The organism is Bacillus sp. AP50 (genome assembly GCF_040492675.1).
GTDB lineage: Bacteria > Bacillota > Bacilli > Bacillales > Bacillaceae_G > Bacillus_A > Bacillus_A cereus.
This window is the reverse complement of record NZ_JBEUTW010000204.1, coordinates 1-17816: the sequence shown is the minus strand read 5'-3', so window position 1 is coordinate 17816 and position 17816 is coordinate 1. Positions and strand designations below refer to the sequence as shown.

The window sequence follows — 17816 nt, the reverse complement described above, 5'->3', positions numbered from 1 at the left end:
GTATTATACATAACATCACATCGAAATAGAGGCGCTGCTTGGGGTATTTTAGAAAATAAAATGTGGTTCTTCTACATTATTACAGTTGTTTTTGTAGTGTTTATTGTATTTTATATGAAAAAGTATGCGAAAACAGACAAGCTTCTAGGTATTTCGTTAGGCCTAATTTTGGGCGGGGCAATTGGTAACTTTATTGATCGTGTATTTAGACAAGAAGTAGTGGATTTCATTCACGTGTATATTTTCTCGTACAACTATCCAGTATTCAATATAGCTGATTCAGCATTATGTATTGGTGTTGTATTAATTATTATTCAAACATTATTAGAAGGCAAGAAAGCGAAGGAGTAATTGAATGAGTGAAGTAGTACAAGTAACAGTTGCAGCAGAGCAAAAAAACGAGCGAATTGATAAATTCGTTGCAGGGATAAATAACGAATGGTCACGTACGCAAGTGCAGCAATGGATTAAAGATGACGTTGTGACAGTAAACGGAAAAGCGGTAAAAGGGAATTATAAAGTAAAAGAAGAAGATGAAATTACAGTAACAATTCCTGAACCAGAAGAGTTAGATATTCAACCAGAGGATTTAAATTTAGAAATTTATTATGAAGATGCAGATGTGCTTGTTGTAAATAAGCCACGTGGTATGGTTGTACATCCAGCACCAGGGCATACAAGTGGTACACTTGTAAACGGCCTTATGCACCATTGTACAGACTTATCAGGCATTAACGGTGTAATGCGTCCAGGTATCGTGCATCGTATTGATAAAGATACATCTGGACTATTAATGGTTGCTAAAAATGATATGGCACATGAATCGCTTGTAAATCAGCTCGTAGCAAAAACAGTAACGAGACGTTACAAAGCGATTGTACACGGTGTGATTCCGCATGATAAGGGAACGATTGATGCTCCGATTGCTCGTGATAAGAAAGAGCGTCAAAGTATGACAGTTGATGAAAATGGTAAGAACGCTGTTACGCACTTCCAAGTGTTAGAACGCTTTAAAGACTTTACGCTTGTAGAATGTCGCTTAGAAACGGGACGTACGCACCAAATTCGTGTTCATATGAAATATATTGGCTATCCACTTGCAGGAGATCCGAAGTATGGTCCGAAGAAAACGTTAGATATGAATGGACAAGCACTTCATGCGGGTATTTTAGGCTTTGATCATCCTCGTACTGGTGAATATATTCAGTTTGAGGCACCAATTCCAGAAGTGTTTGAAGACGTATTAAATATTTTACGAAAATAGTATTGACAAATCATAAGAAAACTGAGATACTGACAACAGTTAAATAATGATCCTTTAACACAGCCCCGTGAGGTTGAGAAGGTAACGGTTTGAAATACTTAGGGTATGTTGTACCCTTTTTTCAAAAGTCCTCTCGCACACGCTGAGAGGACTTTTTTTATACCATTACTCTCACGCAAGAAAAAAGCTTGGAGGTGTAGAGCATGCAAGAGAAAGCTGTCGTTTTAGATGACCAAATGATTCGCCGCGCTTTAACACGAATTAGTCATGAAATCGTGGAACGAAATAAAGGTGTCGATAATTGTGTTCTTGTCGGAATTAAAACTCGTGGAATTTTTATTGCACAACGTTTGGCAGAACGAATTGGTCAAATTGAAGGAAAAGAAATGGAAGTTGGAGAGTTAGACATTACGTTATATCGTGATGATTTAACACTACAATCGAAAAATAAAGAACCACTTGTAAAAGGTTCTGATATCCCTGTAGATATTACGAAGAAGAAAGTTATCCTTGTGGATGACGTATTATATACAGGAAGAACAGTTCGAGCAGCAATGGATGCTCTTATGGATTTAGGTAGACCATCTCAAATCCAATTGGCGGTTCTTGTTGATAGAGGTCATCGCGAATTACCAATTCGCGCTGATTATGTAGGGAAGAACATTCCAACATCAAGTGAAGAGCGTATCGAAGTTGATTTGCAAGAGACAGATCAACAAGATCGAGTAAGCATATACGATAAGTAAAGCCCTTTTAAATGTAGTCCTGTGAGGCTGCCAAAGGGTCTTGGCTTTCATATGTCAAATTTGGCATACGAAAGTGTAGGACTCTTTGTGCACAGGCACAAAGAGTTTTTTTATTGCAAAGATTTAAACTGAAGGAGGATGTAACAATGGAACAAAAGCCAGTGTTAGACGTTAATGAAGTACCGAAACCGGGAAAATGGTTATTTTTAAGTATACAACATTTGTTCGCGATGTTTGGATCAACAGTGCTTGTTCCGTTTTTAACAGGATTGAATCCATCAGTAGCATTAATATCAAGTGGATTAGGAACGTTAGCGTTCCTTCTTATAACGAAAGGTCAAGTACCTGCCTATCTAGGATCATCATTCGCCTTTATCGCACCGATTATAACAGCGAAAACGGCAGGTGGACCGGGAGCAGCAATGCTTGGTGGTTTGCTAGCAGGACTTGTGTACATCTTAATCTCACTCGGAATTAAGAAATCAGGATCAGAGTGGATTATGAAATTACTACCACCAATCGTAGTTGGTCCAGTAGTAATGGTAATCGGTCTAGCTTTAGCACATACAGCAGTTAACATGGCGATGAACGGTGCGGATGGCAAATATAGCTTTACACACTTTTCAGTAGCATTAGTAACATTAGCAATTACAATTATATGCTCGATATTTGGAAGAGGATTTTTCAGTATAATACCAGTGTTACTTGGCATTATCGGCGGATATATCTTCGCTTACTTCCAAGGGCTAGTAGACTTAAAGCCGGTAGCTGAGGCAAAATGGTTTGTTGTACCAGATTTCACAGTACCATTTGTAACATATACACCAGAGTTTTCATGGAAGATTGTACTCTTGATGGTACCAGTTGCACTAGTAACAATATCAGAACATATCGGACATCAAATTGTTCTTGGAAATGTTATTAAAAGAGATTTAATTGAAAAACCAGGTTTACACCGTTCAATCTTCGGTGACGGAGTAGCAACATTAATTGCGTCACTAATCGGTGGGCCACCGAATACAACGTATGGTGAAAACATCGGTGTGCTAGCAATTACGAGAGCATACAGTGTATACTTATTCATCGGTTCAGCAGTATTCGCAATCATGTTCGGGTTTATCGGTAAGATTTCTGCACTGATTCATTCGATCCCAACACCAGTTATGGGTGGTGTATCAATCTTACTATTCGGTGTAATCGCATCAAGCGGATTACGCATGATGGTAGATGATAAAACAGATTTAAGTGACAAACGAAACTTAATGATTGCATCAGTAATATTAGTAATCGGTATTGGTGGAGCGGTACTTCACGTAGGAGAATCATTCCAAGTAGAAGGAATGGCACTAGCAGCAATTGTAGGTGTACTGTTAAATCTACTACTACCGGAAACGAAACAAATAAAACAATCTAAGCAGATTGCTTCATAATAATAACCTTTTAATTCAGTCCTGTGAGACCGGAAAGGGTGGCTTCTTTCTTGCACCCTAGTCTCACATGACTAGGGTATTTTTATGCAAAGGTTGTTATAAAAATTCAAAAGTGGTAACATAAAAATCAGAAAGATGAGGGATGACGATGAGCCATTTGTTAACGATGAGTGAATTATCGGAAGTAGAAATTTCAGAAATCCTAAAAGATGCAGAAGATTTTGCGAATGGAAAAGAGAGCAAAACGACAGAGCAAACTTTTGTTGCGAACTTGTTCTTTGAGAATAGTACGAGAACGAGATTTAGCTTTGAAGTTGCTGAGAAGAGATTAGGACTTGATGTTTTAAACTTTTCAGCTGATGCATCTAGCGTACAAAAAGGAGAAACTTTATACGATACGATAAGAACACTAGAATCAATCGGAACAAAAGCAGTGGTCATCCGCCACGAGCAAGATCGCTACTTCGATGAACTAAAAGATCAGGTGAATATTCCAATCTTAAACGCTGGAGATGGATGCGGAAACCACCCAACGCAGTGCCTACTCGATCTTCTTACAATTAAACAAGAGTTTGGAAGATTTGAAGGTTTGAAGATTGCAATAGTAGGAGATGTTCGTCATAGCCGAGTAGCACGTTCTAATGCAGAAGCATTAACGAAGCTTGGTGCAACAATTTACTTTGCAAGTCCAGAAGAGTGGAAAGATGAAGACAACACATTTGGAACATACAAACCATTAGATGAACTTGTTCCAGAAGTTGATGTAATGATGTTACTCCGTGTACAACATGAGCGTCATGATCATTATGAAACAGACATTATGAAAGAATATCATGAGAAACACGGATTAACAGTAGAAAGAGAAAAGCGTATGAAAGAAGGAAGCATTATTATGCATCCAGCTCCTGTAAACCGTGATGTTGAAATTGCAAGTGAACTTGTTGAGTGTGAGCGTTCACGCATATTTAAACAAATGGAAAATGGAGTTTACGTAAGAATGGCTGTACTAAAACGCGCTTTACCAAATGTATTAGGAGGAATGAAACATGAATTATTTGTTTAAAAATGGTCGTTATATGAATGAAGAAGGAAAAATCGTAGCAACGGATCTTCTCGTACAAGACGGTAAAATCGCTAAGGTAGCAGAAAATATTACGGCAGATAATGCTGAAGTAATCGATGTGAACGGAAAGTTAATCGCACCTGGATTAGTAGATGTACACGTACATCTTCGTGAACCAGGTGGTGAACATAAAGAAACAATTGAAACAGGTACACTAGCAGCGGCAAAAGGTGGATTCACTACAATTTGCGCAATGCCAAATACACGCCCGGTACCAGATTGCAGAGAACATATGGAAGACTTGCAAAAACGTATTGAAGAAAAAGCTCATGTTAACGTACTACCATACGGAGCAATTACAGTACGTCAAGCTGGTTCTGAAATGACAGATTTCGAAACATTAAAAGAACTTGGAGCATTTGCTTTCACAGATGACGGCGTAGGCGTACAAGATGCGAGCATGATGTTAGCGGCTATGAAACGTGCAGCAAAATTAGATATGGCAGTAGTTGCGCACTGTGAAGAGAATACGCTTATTAATAAAGGTTGTGTACATGAAGGGAAGTTTTCTGAGAAACACGGATTAAACGGTATCCCATCAGTATGTGAATCTGTACATATTGCAAGGGATATACTGCTTGCTGAAGCAGCAGATTGCCACTATCACGTATGTCATGTAAGTACGAAAGGTTCGGTACGTGTAATCCGTGATGCGAAACGCGCTGGAATTAAAGTAACAGCAGAAGTAACACCGCATCACCTAGTGTTATGTGAAGATGATATCCCATCAGCTGATCCTAACTTTAAAATGAACCCACCGCTTCGTGGAAAAGAAGACCATGCAGCATTAATTGAAGGTTTATTAGATGGAACGATCGATATGATTGCAACTGACCATGCACCGCATACAGCGGAAGAGAAAGCACAAGGAATTGAAAGAGCACCGTTTGGAATTACTGGTTTTGAAACAGCATTCCCGCTTCTATACACAAACCTTGTGAAAAAGGGAGTTATTACGCTAGAACAGTTAATTCAATTCTTAACAGAAAAGCCAGCTGATACATTCGGCTTAGAAGCAGGTCGCCTAAAAGAAGGTAGAGCAGCTGATATTACAATCATTGATTTAGAACAAGAAGAAGAGATTGACCCAACAACATTCTTATCAAAAGGAAAAAATACACCATTCGCAGGTTGGAAATGCCAAGGATGGCCGGTAATGACAATCGTTGGTGGTAAGATCGCATGGCAAAAGGAGAGTGCATTAGTATGAAAAGACAACTTATCTTAGAAGATGGAACAGTATTAATTGGAACAGGTTTCGGAGGCGAAATCGAAAAGTCAGGTGAGGTTGTATTTACAACAGGAATGACTGGATATCAAGAAACATTATCTGATCCATCATATTGCGGTCAAATCGTAACATTCACGTACCCATTAATCGGAAACTACGGCATTAACCGTGACGACTTTGAATCCATTCACCCATCTGTAAATGGTTTAATCGTAAACGAAATTTGTGATCATCCATCAAACTTCCGTAATGAAATTTCGTTAAATGATTACTTGAAAGAAAGAAATATCCCAGGATTAGCAGGGATTGATACGAGAAAATTAACGAGAAAAATTCGTCAATACGGTACATTACGCGGACGCCTTTGTAATATGGATGCAGATGTAGAGTACATTGTAAGTCAATTAAAAGCGACAGTATTTACAGATCATGTAAAACGCGTATCAACGAAAGATCCATACCCAAGCCCAGGTCGTGGTCACCGAGTTGTACTAGTAGACTTCGGTATGAAACATGGTATTTTACGAGAATTAAATAAGCGTGACTGTGATGTAATTGTAGTTCCTTACAACACAACAGCAGAAGAAATTTTACGCCTTAGCCCAGATGGAATTATGTTAAGTAATGGACCTGGAGATCCGAAAGATGTATCAGAAGCAATTGAAATGTTAAAAGACATTATCGGTAAAGTTCCTTTATTCGGAATTTGCCTAGGACATCAATTGTTCGCTCTAGCATCAGGTGCAAATACAAGTAAGTTGAAATTTGGTCACCGTGGTTTAAACCATCCAGTAAAAAATCTTGCAACTGGAAAAGTAGCAATTACATCTCAAAACCACGGATACGCAGTAGAAGAAGAATCAGTTGAAAATACAGATCTTGAAATTACACATGTTGCTTTAAACGATGGAACGGTAGAAGGTCTTCGTCATAAGAAGTTCCCAGCATTTACAGTACAATACCATCCAGAAGCTTCAGCGGGACCAGAAGATGCAAATGATTTATTCGAAGATTTCTTAACAATGATTGAAAACTTCAAGAAAGAAGGGGAAGAGTTATGCCAAAACGCCTAGACATTAACACAATTTTAGTAATCGGATCAGGACCAATTGTAATTGGGCAAGCAGCGGAGTTTGACTACTCTGGTACACAAGCTTGTCAATCTCTTAAAGAGGAAGGTTACAAAGTAATCCTTGTTAACTCTAACCCAGCAACAATTATGACGGATACTGCAACAGCAGATAAAGTATACATCGAGCCATTAACATTAGAATTCGTAAGCCGTATTATTCGTAAAGAACGTCCTGATGCAATCCTACCAACATTAGGTGGTCAAACAGGTTTAAACATGGCTGTTGAACTTGCAAAATCAGGCGTACTTGACGAGTGCGGAGTTGAAATTTTAGGAACAAAATTATCAGCAATCGAGCAAGCGGAAGATCGTGATTTATTCCGTACATTAATGCAAGATTTAAATGAACCAACACCACCAAGTGAAATTATTCATAACCTTGATGAAGCATATGGATTTGTAAATGAAATTGGTTATCCAGTAATCGTTCGACCAGCGTTCACATTAGGAGGAACGGGCGGCGGAATTTGCCATAACGAAGAAGAGCTAATTGAAATCGTAACAAGTGGTTTAAAACATAGTCCAGTAACACAATGTTTATTAGAGAAAAGTATTGCTGGCTGTAAGGAAATTGAATATGAAGTAATGCGTGATTCAAATGATAACGCGATTGTAGTATGTAACATGGAAAACATCGATCCAGTTGGTGTTCACACAGGTGATTCGATTGTAGTAGCACCGAGCCAAACGCTAAGCGACCGTGAATATCAAATGTTACGTAACACTTCATTACGAATTATTCGTGCACTAGGAATTGAAGGTGGATGTAACGTTCAGCTTGCGCTTGATCCATATAGTTTCCAATACTATGTAATCGAAGTAAATCCACGTGTAAGTCGTTCATCTGCACTAGCATCTAAAGCAACTGGATATCCAATTGCGAAACTAGCAGCAAAAATTGCAGTCGGCTTAACGTTAGATGAAATTGTAAACCCAGTAACACAAAAAACTTACGCTTGTTTCGAGCCAGCGTTAGACTATGTTGTTTCAAAAATTCCACGTTGGCCGTTTGATAAGTTTGAATCAGCGAACAGAACGCTTGGAACACAAATGAAAGCAACTGGTGAAGTTATGTCAATCGGACGTAACTTAGAAGAATCATTACTAAAAGCAGTTCGTTCTTTAGAGCTTGGCATTTATCACTTAGAATTAGACCACTTAAAAGAACTTGATAAAGAAACGATGAAAAAACGTATCATTAAAGCGGATGATGAACGACTGTTTATTGTAGCAGAAGCAATTCGCCAAGGTGTAACGAAAGAAGAAATCAATGAATGGTGTGAAATGGACTTCTTCTTCTTACAAAAAGTTGAAAACATCGTAAATATGGAACGTGAAGTAAAAGCGAACGTAGGAAATATGGAAGTACTACAAACTGCAAAAGAAATGGGCTTCAGCGATCACTACATTGCAGCAGCTTGGAACAAAACGGAGCGCGAAATTTACGATATGCGTAAAGAAAATAATATGATGCCAGTATTCAAAATGGTAGATACTTGTGCGGCAGAGTTTGAATCTGCAACGCCATATTACTACAGCACATATGCGGACGAAAATGAATCGATTGTAACAGATCGTAAGAGTGTAGTAGTTCTAGGATCTGGTCCGATCCGCATTGGTCAAGGTGTTGAGTTTGATTACGCAACAGTTCACTCAGTATGGGCAATTAAAGAAGCTGGATATGAAGCAATTATCATTAACAACAACCCAGAAACAGTTTCAACAGACTTCAGTATTTCTGACAAATTATACTTTGAACCATTAACGATTGAAGATGTAATGCACATTATCGATTTAGAAAAACCAGAAGGTGTTATCGTTCAGTTCGGTGGACAAACGGCAATTAACTTAGCAGCGAAACTAGAAGGATACGGTGTGAAAATTTTAGGAACATCACTTGAAGACTTAGACCGTGCAGAAGATCGTGATAAATTCGAAGCTGCTTTAACAAAACTTGGCATCCCGCAACCAGTTGGTAAAACAGCAACGACTGTAGAACAAGCGGTAGCAATCGCAGAAGAAATTGGTTACCCAGTATTAGTAAGACCATCTTACGTACTAGGTGGACGTGCAATGGAAATCGTATATCGTCAAGAAGAACTGCTGCACTACATGAAAAATGCAGTTAAAGTTCATGCGGATCACCCAGTATTAATCGACCGTTACATGGTTGGTAAAGAAATTGAAGTAGATGCAATTTCCGATGGTGAGAATGTATTTATTCCAGGTATTATGGAACATATTGAACGCGCTGGAGTTCACTCTGGTGACTCAATTGGAGTATATCCACCACAAAGTTTATCTGAAAAACTAAAAGAACAAATCATTGAACATACAATTGCACTTGGAAAAGGATTAAACATTGTTGGATTACTAAATATCCAGTTTGTAGTATTCAAAGATCAAGTGTACGTAATTGAAGTAAATCCACGTGCAAGCCGTACAGTACCGTTCTTAAGTAAAATTACAGGCGTACCGATGGCGAATGTTGCAACGAAAGTTATTTTAGGGCAAGACCTAGTAGAGCAAGGATACGGAACTGGCTATCACCCAGAAGAGAAAGAAGTATATGTAAAAGCTCCGGTATTCTCATTCGCGAAACTACGCTCAGTTGATACAACATTAGGACCTGAAATGAAATCAACAGGGGAAGTAATGGGTAAAGACTTAACGCTTGAAAAAGCATTATATAAAGGATTAGTTGCTTCTGGAATTAACATCCCAACGCACGGCTCAGTAATCATTACTGTAGCTGATAAAGATAAAGAAGAGGCGATGGAAATTGCAAAACGTTTCCACGAAATCGGCTATAACTTATTAGCAACAGCTGGAACAGCACAATCATTAGAAGAGCAAAATATCCCAGTACAAGTTGTAAACAAAATTGATTCTGAAGACTACAACTTACTAGATATTATCCGTCAAGGAAAAGCACAGTTTGTAATTAACACATTAACAAAAGGTAAACAACCAGCGCGTGATGGTTTCCGCATTCGCCGTGAATCAGTAGAAAATGGTGTGGCTTGCTTAACATCACTTGATACAACGAGAGCAATCTTACGAGTATTAGAATCTATGACATTCTCAGCTCATTCAATGAAAGAAATTACGCAAACAAAGCGTCACGAGGTGGTACATGCATGATGCAAAAGCAAAATATGATCGTTGTTAATCAAAAAGAAATCGCAAAAAATATTTACGAATTAGTGCTTCAAGGAACGTTAGTACAGCAAATGAACGAACCAGGGCAGTTTGTACACATTAAGGTAGCAGAGGGCATTGCGCCCCTTCTGCGCCGCCCAATTAGTATTTGTAATGTAAATCAAGAGAAGAACGAATTTACAATGCTATATCGTGCCGAAGGACAAGGGACAAAAACATTAGCAACTAGAAAACAAGGTGAAATGGTAGATGTACTAGGACCATTAGGACACGGTTTTCCTGTAGAAGAAGCAGAAGCTGGTCAAACAGCTTTACTAGTAGGCGGGGGAATTGGTGTACCACCACTTTATGAATTATCACAGCGCCTCGTTGCAAAAGGGGTACGCGTAATTCACATCCTAGGTTTTCAAACGAAAGATGTAGTTTTCTATGAAGAAAAATTTGCAGAACTTGGTGATACGTACGTTGCGACAGTAGACGGTACACACGGTACAAAAGGATTTGTCACAGATGTAATTGATAATTACGGAATTGACTTTGATATTCTTTATTCATGTGGTCCGTTAGCGATGCTTCGTGCATTAGAAGGACGTTACAAAGAGAAAAAAGCTTATATTTCTTTAGAAGAACGTATGGGCTGTGGTATTGGAGCTTGTTTCGCATGTGTATGCCACTTACAAGAAGATCCAAGTGGACATTCTTACAAGAAGGTGTGTAGCGATGGACCAGTATTTCCAATCGGGGAGGTTGTACTATGAACAGATTGCAAGTTGAATTACCAGGATTATCGTTAAAAAATCCAATTATACCGGCATCTGGATGCTTTGGGTTTGGTCGTGAATATGCACAGTTTTACGATTTAAGTGTACTAGGATCAATCATGATTAAAGCGACGACAGAACAACCACGTTATGGAAATCCAACGCCTCGTGTTGCTGAAACACCAGGCGGCATGCTAAATGCAATCGGACTTCAAAACCCGGGATTAGACAAAGTAATGAATTCGGAATTACCATGGTTAGAACAATTTGACCTTCCAATTATTGCGAACGTTGCAGGCTCACAAGCTGAGGATTACGTAGCGGTTGCGAAGGAAATTTCTAAAGCGCCTAATGTCCATGCACTAGAATTAAACATTTCTTGTCCGAACGTAAAAACAGGTGGTATCGCCTTTGGTACAAATCCTGAAATTGCTGCTGATTTAACGAAGCGAGTAAAAGAGGTTTCTGAAGTACCTGTATACGTGAAGTTGTCACCGAACGTGGCAAACATTGTGGAAATTGCAAAAGCGATTGAAAATGCAGGTGCAGATGGTTTAACGATGATTAATACATTGCTTGGTATGCGTCTAGATTTAAAAACAGCTAAACCAATTTTAGCAAACCGTACAGGTGGATTATCAGGTCCTGCGATTAAGCCAGTAGCAATTCGTATGGTACATGAAGTAAGCCAAGCGGTAAACATTCCGATTATCGGAATGGGTGGTATTGAGACAGCGGAAGATGTAATTGAATTCTTCTATGCTGGCGCAAGCGCAGTTGCAGTAGGTACAGCGAACTTTATTGATCCGTTCGTATGTCCGACAATTATTGAAGAGTTACCAGCATTACTAGATGAATTAGGATTTGATCACATTTCGGAATGTCAAGGAAGGAGCTGGAAGCAAACATGTCACAGTCGTTAATCGTTGCATTAGATTTTCCAGGGAAACAAGATGTAGAACAATTCTTGCGCCACTTTGAAGGGGAAGAGTTATTTGTCAAAGTTGGTATGGAGTTATTTTACAAAGAAGGCCCTGCGATTGTTACGTACTTAAAAGAAAAAGGACATAAGATTTTTCTAGATTTAAAACTTCATGATATTCCGAATACAGTAAAAAGCGCTATGCGTAGCCTAGCTAGTCTAGATGTTGATATGGTAAATGTTCATGCTGCTGGGGGAAGCAGTATGATGAAAGCTGCGATTGAGGGATTAGAGGAAGGTAAGCAAGAAGGAAAAGAGAGACCGATTTGTATTGCAGTTACACAACTAACAAGCACTTCGGAAGCTATGATGAAAAAAGAGATCGGCATTGAGAAAACGTTAGAAGAAGCGGTTGCTCATTATGCAAAACTAACGAAAGAAAGTGGACTTGATGGCGTTGTTTGTTCAACACTTGAAGTTCCAAAATTACGTGAAGTATGCGGAAATGAATTTGTAACAGTAACACCGGGGATTCGTCTTGCAAGCGATGATGTAAATGACCAAGTGCGCGTAGCAACACCGAAACGTGCGAGGGAACTTGGCTCAAGCTACATCGTAGTTGGACGTAGTATTACAAAAGCAGAAAATCCGCTTGAAGCGTATAAAACAGTAAAACAACAGTGGGAAGGTGTAACAGTATGAAAAAAGAAATCGCATCGCATTTATTAGAAATTGGAGCAGTATTTTTACAACCGAACGATCCATTCACATGGTCTTCAGGTATGAAATCACCAATTTATTGTGATAACCGTTTAACTTTATCTTATCCAAAAGTACGTCAAGCGATTGCAGCTGGATTAGAAGAGTTGATTAAAGAGCACTTCCCAACTGTAGAAGTTATTGCAGGAACAGCAACTGCTGGTATTGCGCACGCTGCATGGGTAAGCGATCGTATGGATTTACCAATGTGCTACGTACGTAGTAAAGCAAAAGGTCACGGTAAAGGGAACCAAATCGAAGGAAAAGCTGAAAAAGGTCAAAAAGTAGTAGTAGTAGAGGACCTAATTTCAACTGGCGGTAGTGCAATTACATGTGTAGAAGCACTTCGCGAAGCTGGCTGTGAAGTATTAGGGATCGTATCAATCTTCACATACGAGCTAGAAGCAGGAAAAGAAAAGTTAGAAGCAGCGAACGTAGCATCATATTCTTTAAGTGATTACAGTGCATTAACTGAAGTTGCAGCAGAAAAAGGTATGATTGGACAAGCTGAAACGAAGAAATTACAAGAGTGGCGTAAAAATCCAGCTAACGAAGCTTGGATCACAGCGTAACACGAAAAAAGACGACCGCGGGGGAACGCGGTCGTTTTTTTATATCATTGTTATAATTTCATGTAACGAACAGATAGTAGGAATATCGTACTTGAGTTGTGAGTTATCCCGATTCAACCATATCCCTTGCATCCCAGCTGCTGTACTACTAATCGCATCAGTCTCTAATCGATCGCCAATATAATAGCAATCTTTCATTTCAAGATTCGATTGTAATACACTTCTGTGAAAAATTTCAGGATCTGGTTTCGATATCCCAAGTTCACTAGAAGTAAATATATATTTGAAATATTGTAGAATGTTTAGAGTAGTTAACTTTTCGATTTGTTGCTCATATTCACCATTACTAATGATACCTAATGAGTACCCTTTTTCCTGCAAGGTCTGTAATGTATAGTTTACATCTTCAAATGCGGTCCAGTTGTTCTTATATAGTTCTATATATTGATTGAATTTATGCTGAGATTCCTCGGGGGATAAGTTTACTCCATATGCTTTAAATAAATGATACATTCGCATCCTTTGTTGTTCCTGAAAAGATAATTCTTTGGACAAAAATTTGTTGAAATATTCTTCTGATAATTCATGCCAGACTTTCGTTGCCTCTAATTCATTGCCTGAAAAAATAGTATTATATATTTGAAAAAAATCTATAATACCATTTCTTTCTGCAGCCTCATAATCAAGTAAAGTTCCATCAATATCAAAGAAAATCATATTACAATCTCCTTAACTACTTAGCGCTTTCTGCAAGCTCATATCCTCTTACAAACAATAAAGTCATATAAGAAACAATAAATGAGAAGATGCTGTACATGCCAACCCAAAAGAAAAATTTTGGAGTAAAGGCGATAACACCTATTATTAAAAAACTAGCAAACGTTACAATCGGCATTACGTAATACGTTTTCGTCTTGCGCGTTCCAATAACAGAAACGATAAAGATAAGTAATGGACAAATTAATAAGACGAAAATCAATTCATTCATAGGTATGTCCCCTTTTCTAATTGCAGTAATCTGTTTCTCGTAAACGTTTTGAAATAATTACTCTCCTAATATAATTTCGCTAAGTAATAACGAATCCCTCTTGAAAACTGATAATTCATGATGAATTTTACAAGCAAAAAACGTAAGCAAGAGAACACTTGCTTACGTTATAGGATAAACATCGCAACGATCGTGGTGACAATTAAACCGATAACAACCGGTAAAAAGTTTCGGCGTGCAAGTTCAAATGGATCGACTTTACAAATCGCAGCAGCAGGAATAAGTGCCCAAGGAATTAACGTCCCGCCCCCGGTCCATATAGCTGCAATTTGCCCGAGTGCTGTTAATGTAGCTGTTCCATGGCCAAGTGCTGTTCCAAAAAGATTGGCAATGGAACCAGCAAGTGATATACCTGAAAAACCTGATCCATCTAAGCCGGTAATGACACCAACGATGGTTAATGTCCCTGCCGATACATATTGATTTAAAGGAACAGTTTGAGATAAAGCGATGCCTAAGTCGTTAATGATTCCGTGTGAACCTTTCGGTAAATAGTCCCCGATAATTTTTACAAATCCACTATCTCCTAAATAAAAGAGTGCAGCGATAGGAATAACTGGTCCGAAAATTTTAAAGCCAAATTGGAGCCCTTCTATGAAATAATCGGTCGTTTTATTCAGTCCATTTCCTTTGTAGGCGATGAGGGAAATGATGATAATCATAATAACAGTCGTTCCGCCGATAAGTGCAGTTGCGTCGCTTCCTTGTAATTTAAATTGAATCATGCAAAGGATATCAATGATATATATGATAGGGATACAAATAGCGAGCCATTTTTTTATGCGAGAAGATAATGAAGTGAGCGTTTTAGAAGACTCAGTTGATGGAATAGCTTCTTGTATAGATAAGCCTGTATGAAACTCTTTTCGTAAGAAGAAAAAAGCGACAGAAGTTGTCACAATGCCCATAACGATAACGAGTGGAACACTTGCAGATACGATGCTGGAAACAGGGAGACCAGCCGCGTCTGCAGTTAATTTCGGTGCACCTTGAATAACGAAGTCTCCAGATAAGGCGATGCCGTGTCCAAATAAGTTCATAGCAATTGCAACCCCAATTGGAGGAAGGCCGACACGTACAGCAACCGGTAATAAAATAGCTCCCATTAAGGCGACAGCTGGAGAAGGCCAAAAGAAGAAAGAAATGGTCATCATTAAAAGGCCGATAATCCAGTAGGCGAGTGTAGGTGTACGAATCATTTTTGTAAATGGTGAAATCATCGTATCATTTATGCCAGTATGAACGAGTAAATTGCTCATTGATACGATAATGGAGATGATTAATATAGTTGGTAATAGCTCAGTAATGGCGTAAATGAAACTTTGAAAAATTCCGCTAATGGCAAGAGGGATAGAACTTGTTGCAGTTAATGCTAATAAAAAGATAAAAACGATACAAATGATAGTCGTATCTTTTCGGAGAATAAAAAAGGTAATAATAGTGAGTAAACAAATAATGTAGAGAGCGTGTAATAGCGTTAATTCAACTCCCATAACATTCACATCCTTTAGGCATTCGTGTAGTGTATTGTATGAAAGCAGTGAAAGTATGTGAGTATAGGAAAAAGAAAAAATGAAATTTCATGTACTGTAAAGGTAAGAATGATAAATGGATGTTACAATACAAATAATCCTAAAAATGGAATTTAAGGAGAACTTATGCGCAAAAAAATTGGGTTTTGGGGATTTACCATATCTTGTAGTCTATTAATCACTTTAAATTTGTTTACAAACAATGAATGGATCAGTATCATACCTGTTTTCGGCTTTGTTTTTATACTGTTATATAACTGGGATGATATGAAACAATATAGTAAGAAAAGTATCGGAATTATGATAGGTGTCATTGTTGTTTGCTCATTTTTCGTAGGGTTTATTTTAATAGAAGGGCAGAAACAAATAGAGAAAACGTCTATTTTTCAAGAATGGATGTCGTCTGCAAAAGGTCTTTATATTGTAATTATAGCTGTTATTTTTCTAAGAATTATTATAAGCATAGCAAGTTACGTATTAAAGGAGAAGTAGAATGGGGGAGTACGAATGAGAGAGAAAATAGGATATTATGGTGTGCTCGTTTGTTTACTATTATCAGTTATTTCAGGACAATTCCTTAACAGTGACTGGGTACCAGCTATATTATGTATAGGAGTATTGATTTTTGCATCTATGTATCGTTGGAATGAATGGAAAGCATATAGCCGAAAAAAGAAATTTGTTTTCAGTATCGAGTTTGTCATTATTATTAGCACAATTCCGTTTTTTCTATTGAAAGGAAATGAGATAATAGATGGAATTGTAATGTTTCAAGGGTGGTTATTTATTGCGAAAATGCTGTATTTAATATGTATATTAATGTCGGTAGTGGTAATCGTTAAAAAAGTAAACGAAAAGTTATTCGTTAATGAATAAAAGAAAATGCCACCTTATTCGGTGGCATTTTTTTCTATGATTTCAACAAGGAATAACAATTAGTTCCCGATTTGATTTTGTAATAACTTCATAGCCTTCTTTTGTAATGACGATATCGTCTTCAATTCTACAACCGCCCCAGTTCGGTATGTAAATGCCCGGCTCAACTGTAACAACCATACCTTCTTGTAAAGTTACCTTACTTTCTTGGGATAGGCGAAGCGGTTCATGTATTTCTAACCCAAGACCGTGCCCAGTAGAGTGGCCAAAGTATTGACCGTATCCATGTTCTGTAATGTAATCCCTCGTTATATCATCGATACTTTTCGCAGTTTCTCCAGGCTTAATCGCTTCAGTCCCACGTTTTAACGCTTCTCGTACAACATTGTATATTTTTTTGAATTCTTCCGATTGTTCCCCTATTGCTACAGTACGTGTTATATCGGAACAATATCCGTCGTAAAGTGCACCGAAGTCTAATGTAACGATATCCCCTCGTTCGATTATTTTATTTGATGCAACTCCATGGGGAAGTGAAGAACGAACGCCTGAGGCTACAATGATTTGGAATGAAGAAGATGTAGCCCCTTTTTTTCGCATGAAAAATTCTAATTCATCTCGTACAGCATTTTCACTTATTCCTGGTTTTAGAAACGTAAGAATGTGGTGAAATGCTTCGTCCGCGATATTAGCTGCAATTTTCATTGTTTCTATTTCAGGCGTGTCTTTAATGATACGAATATTTTCGATAATTTCGCACACTTGAATCATTTCCGCCTGTACGTATTTTTGCAAGTTTTTATATTGTTGCAATGTCATGTTGTTTTCTTCAATTCCAAGTTTTTGAATGTTTAATTTCGATACTTGATGTGCAATTTCTTTTTCTAAATTTCCTTTATGCATAATAATTTCAGCATCTTTTATTTGTGATTTCGCTTGATCTACATAGCGGAAATCAGTGATAAAAACAGCTTGATCGGCAGAGATTAAGACGACGCCAGCGCTACCCGTAAAGCCTGTTGCATATTGACGGTTTTCTTTCTTTGTAATAAGTAACCCGTCGATTCCGTAATTATGTAGTTGTTTTTGGATGTTAGTTATTCTTATATTCATTTTAATTCCTCCTTTTTACATTAATAAAGCAAGAATTGTGCCAATATATTTATTTAGAATAAAAGAGAAGAGGATAGCTGTGTGTCAAAAAAACTAGACGGATGTAAAATAAATATATATAAAATTTTTACAGTAAGTTTTTATG

18 protein-coding genes are annotated in these 17816 nt (G+C 37.9%); 14 read left to right on the top strand and 4 right to left on the bottom strand.

Translation table 11 applies throughout. The features are described 5' to 3' along the window. From lspA to pyrE, 12 genes are all read left to right on the top strand, one after another. Positions 1 to 351, top strand: a 351-nt coding sequence (gene lspA / locus ABWK52_RS16600) for a lipoprotein signal peptidase LspA (RefSeq protein WP_353772009.1), incomplete at its 5' end; no start/stop codon positions are given. 4 nt (positions 352 to 355) lie between these two features. After that, a complete protein-coding gene (locus ABWK52_RS16595; protein WP_000005830.1) occupies positions 356 to 1264 on the top strand; it encodes an RluA family pseudouridine synthase in 909 nt (302 codons plus the stop codon). 203 nt (positions 1265 to 1467) lie between these two features. Then, entirely contained in the window at positions 1468 to 2010 is a 543-nt protein-coding gene (gene pyrR / locus ABWK52_RS16590) for a bifunctional pyrimidine operon transcriptional regulator/uracil phosphoribosyltransferase (RefSeq protein WP_001156491.1), read from the top strand. 146 nt (positions 2011 to 2156) lie between these two features. Further along, positions 2157 to 3440, top strand: coding sequence for a uracil permease (gene uraA / locus ABWK52_RS16585; protein WP_000435928.1), 1284 nt, complete (start codon positions 2157 to 2159; stop codon positions 3438 to 3440). A 148-nt stretch (positions 3441 to 3588) separates the two neighbouring features. Beyond that, positions 3589 to 4503, top strand: coding sequence for an aspartate carbamoyltransferase (gene pyrB / locus ABWK52_RS16580; RefSeq protein ID WP_000018849.1), 915 nt, complete (start codon positions 3589 to 3591; stop codon positions 4501 to 4503). Beyond that, complete coding sequence (pyrC, locus tag ABWK52_RS16575; protein ID WP_001108367.1) at positions 4487 to 5773, top strand: dihydroorotase; 1287 nt, start codon at positions 4487 to 4489, stop codon at positions 5771 to 5773. The genes pyrB and pyrC overlap by 17 nt, the downstream gene beginning before the upstream one ends. Then, the gene (locus ABWK52_RS16570; RefSeq protein ID WP_000828684.1) at positions 5770 to 6867 is read left to right on the top strand and encodes a carbamoyl phosphate synthase small subunit; all 1098 of its coding nucleotides are present in this window, start codon (positions 5770 to 5772) and stop codon (positions 6865 to 6867) included. The genes pyrC and ABWK52_RS16570 overlap by 4 nt, the downstream gene beginning before the upstream one ends. Next, positions 6852 to 10070, top strand: coding sequence for a carbamoyl-phosphate synthase large subunit (gene carB, locus ABWK52_RS16565; protein WP_098541593.1), 3219 nt, complete (start codon positions 6852 to 6854; stop codon positions 10068 to 10070). Before ABWK52_RS16570 ends, carB begins: the two co-directional genes overlap by 16 nt. Continuing rightward, positions 10067 to 10846: a dihydroorotate oxidase B electron transfer subunit gene (gene pyrK, locus ABWK52_RS16560; RefSeq protein WP_000983368.1), complete on the top strand. Its 780-nt coding sequence runs from the start codon at positions 10067 to 10069 to the stop codon at positions 10844 to 10846. The genes carB and pyrK overlap by 4 nt, the downstream gene beginning before the upstream one ends. After that, positions 10843 to 11772 carry a dihydroorotate oxidase B catalytic subunit gene (pyrD, locus tag ABWK52_RS16555; RefSeq protein WP_001081049.1) on the top strand — a complete coding sequence of 310 codons (930 nt, stop codon included), beginning with the start codon at positions 10843 to 10845 and terminating at the stop codon, positions 11770 to 11772. The genes pyrK and pyrD overlap by 4 nt, the downstream gene beginning before the upstream one ends. Further along, a complete protein-coding gene (gene pyrF, locus ABWK52_RS16550; RefSeq protein ID WP_098508274.1) occupies positions 11757 to 12473 on the top strand; it encodes an orotidine-5'-phosphate decarboxylase in 717 nt (238 codons plus the stop codon). The genes pyrD and pyrF overlap by 16 nt, the downstream gene beginning before the upstream one ends. Further along, complete coding sequence (gene pyrE / locus ABWK52_RS16545) at positions 12470 to 13102, top strand: orotate phosphoribosyltransferase (protein WP_000711449.1); 633 nt, start codon at positions 12470 to 12472, stop codon at positions 13100 to 13102. Before pyrF ends, pyrE begins: the two co-directional genes overlap by 4 nt. Positions 13103 to 13141: 39 nt before the next feature. Here pyrE and ABWK52_RS16540 read toward each other — a convergent pair whose 3' ends face one another. The 3 genes from ABWK52_RS16540 to ABWK52_RS16530 all read right to left on the bottom strand — a co-directional run bounded on the left by ABWK52_RS16540 (position 13142) and on the right by ABWK52_RS16530 (position 15643). Then, positions 13142 to 13819 (bottom strand): HAD family hydrolase, encoded by a 678-nt coding sequence (locus ABWK52_RS16540; RefSeq protein ID WP_098541595.1) that lies wholly within the window; start codon positions 13817 to 13819, stop codon positions 13142 to 13144. Positions 13820 to 13835: 16 nt separating this feature from the next. Continuing rightward, complete coding sequence (locus ABWK52_RS16535) at positions 13836 to 14090, bottom strand: YbeF family protein (RefSeq protein ID WP_001003933.1); 255 nt, start codon at positions 14088 to 14090, stop codon at positions 13836 to 13838. 167 nt (positions 14091 to 14257) lie between these two features. Then, positions 14258 to 15643, bottom strand: coding sequence for a hypothetical protein (locus ABWK52_RS16530; RefSeq protein WP_000537865.1), 1386 nt, complete (start codon positions 15641 to 15643; stop codon positions 14258 to 14260). Between the two features lie 165 nt (positions 15644 to 15808). Here ABWK52_RS16530 and ABWK52_RS16525 point away from each other — a divergent pair, with 165 nt between their 5' ends. Further along, complete coding sequence (locus ABWK52_RS16525) at positions 15809 to 16174, top strand: YoqO family protein (RefSeq protein WP_001227565.1); 366 nt, start codon at positions 15809 to 15811, stop codon at positions 16172 to 16174. 15 nt (positions 16175 to 16189) lie between these two features. Continuing rightward, positions 16190 to 16558, top strand: coding sequence for a YoqO family protein (locus ABWK52_RS16520; protein ID WP_001208270.1), 369 nt, complete (start codon positions 16190 to 16192; stop codon positions 16556 to 16558). Between the two features lie 42 nt (positions 16559 to 16600). On the opposite strand, the gene ABWK52_RS16515 is transcribed toward ABWK52_RS16520, so the two are convergent. Next, a complete protein-coding gene (locus tag ABWK52_RS16515) occupies positions 16601 to 17671 on the bottom strand; it encodes a M24 family metallopeptidase (protein WP_098541597.1) in 1071 nt (356 codons plus the stop codon). Between the last annotated feature and the right edge of the window lie 145 nt (positions 17672 to 17816).

Excerpts from the sequence above, each read along its gene's own strand:
- ABWK52_RS16520 (WP_001208270.1), top strand. The coding sequence starts at position 16,190 with ATGAGAGAGAAAATAGGATATTATGGTGTGCTCGTTTGTTTACTATTA.
- pyrR (WP_001156491.1), top strand. The coding sequence starts at position 1,468 with ATGCAAGAGAAAGCTGTCGTTTTAGATGACCAAATGATTCGCCGCGCT.
- ABWK52_RS16595 (WP_000005830.1), top strand. The coding sequence starts at position 356 with ATGAGTGAAGTAGTACAAGTAACAGTTGCAGCAGAGCAAAAAAACGAG.
- pyrD (WP_001081049.1), top strand. The coding sequence starts at position 10,843 with ATGAACAGATTGCAAGTTGAATTACCAGGATTATCGTTAAAAAATCCA.
- pyrB (WP_000018849.1), top strand. The coding sequence starts at position 3,589 with ATGAGCCATTTGTTAACGATGAGTGAATTATCGGAAGTAGAAATTTCA.
- ABWK52_RS16515 (WP_098541597.1), bottom strand. The coding sequence starts at position 17,671 with ATGAATATAAGAATAACTAACATCCAAAAACAACTACATAATTACGGA.
- carB (WP_098541593.1), top strand. The coding sequence starts at position 6,852 with ATGCCAAAACGCCTAGACATTAACACAATTTTAGTAATCGGATCAGGA.
- ABWK52_RS16570 (WP_000828684.1), top strand. The coding sequence starts at position 5,770 with ATGAAAAGACAACTTATCTTAGAAGATGGAACAGTATTAATTGGAACA.
- ABWK52_RS16525 (WP_001227565.1), top strand. The coding sequence starts at position 15,809 with ATGCGCAAAAAAATTGGGTTTTGGGGATTTACCATATCTTGTAGTCTA.
- pyrK (WP_000983368.1), top strand. The coding sequence starts at position 10,067 with ATGATGCAAAAGCAAAATATGATCGTTGTTAATCAAAAAGAAATCGCA.
- ABWK52_RS16535 (WP_001003933.1), bottom strand. The coding sequence starts at position 14,090 with ATGAATGAATTGATTTTCGTCTTATTAATTTGTCCATTACTTATCTTT.
- pyrC (WP_001108367.1), top strand. The coding sequence starts at position 4,487 with ATGAATTATTTGTTTAAAAATGGTCGTTATATGAATGAAGAAGGAAAA.
- pyrF (WP_098508274.1), top strand. The coding sequence starts at position 11,757 with ATGTCACAGTCGTTAATCGTTGCATTAGATTTTCCAGGGAAACAAGAT.
- pyrE (WP_000711449.1), top strand. The coding sequence starts at position 12,470 with ATGAAAAAAGAAATCGCATCGCATTTATTAGAAATTGGAGCAGTATTT.
- uraA (WP_000435928.1), top strand. The coding sequence starts at position 2,157 with ATGGAACAAAAGCCAGTGTTAGACGTTAATGAAGTACCGAAACCGGGA.
- ABWK52_RS16540 (WP_098541595.1), bottom strand. The coding sequence starts at position 13,819 with ATGATTTTCTTTGATATTGATGGAACTTTACTTGATTATGAGGCTGCA.
- ABWK52_RS16530 (WP_000537865.1), bottom strand. The coding sequence starts at position 15,643 with ATGGGAGTTGAATTAACGCTATTACACGCTCTCTACATTATTTGTTTA.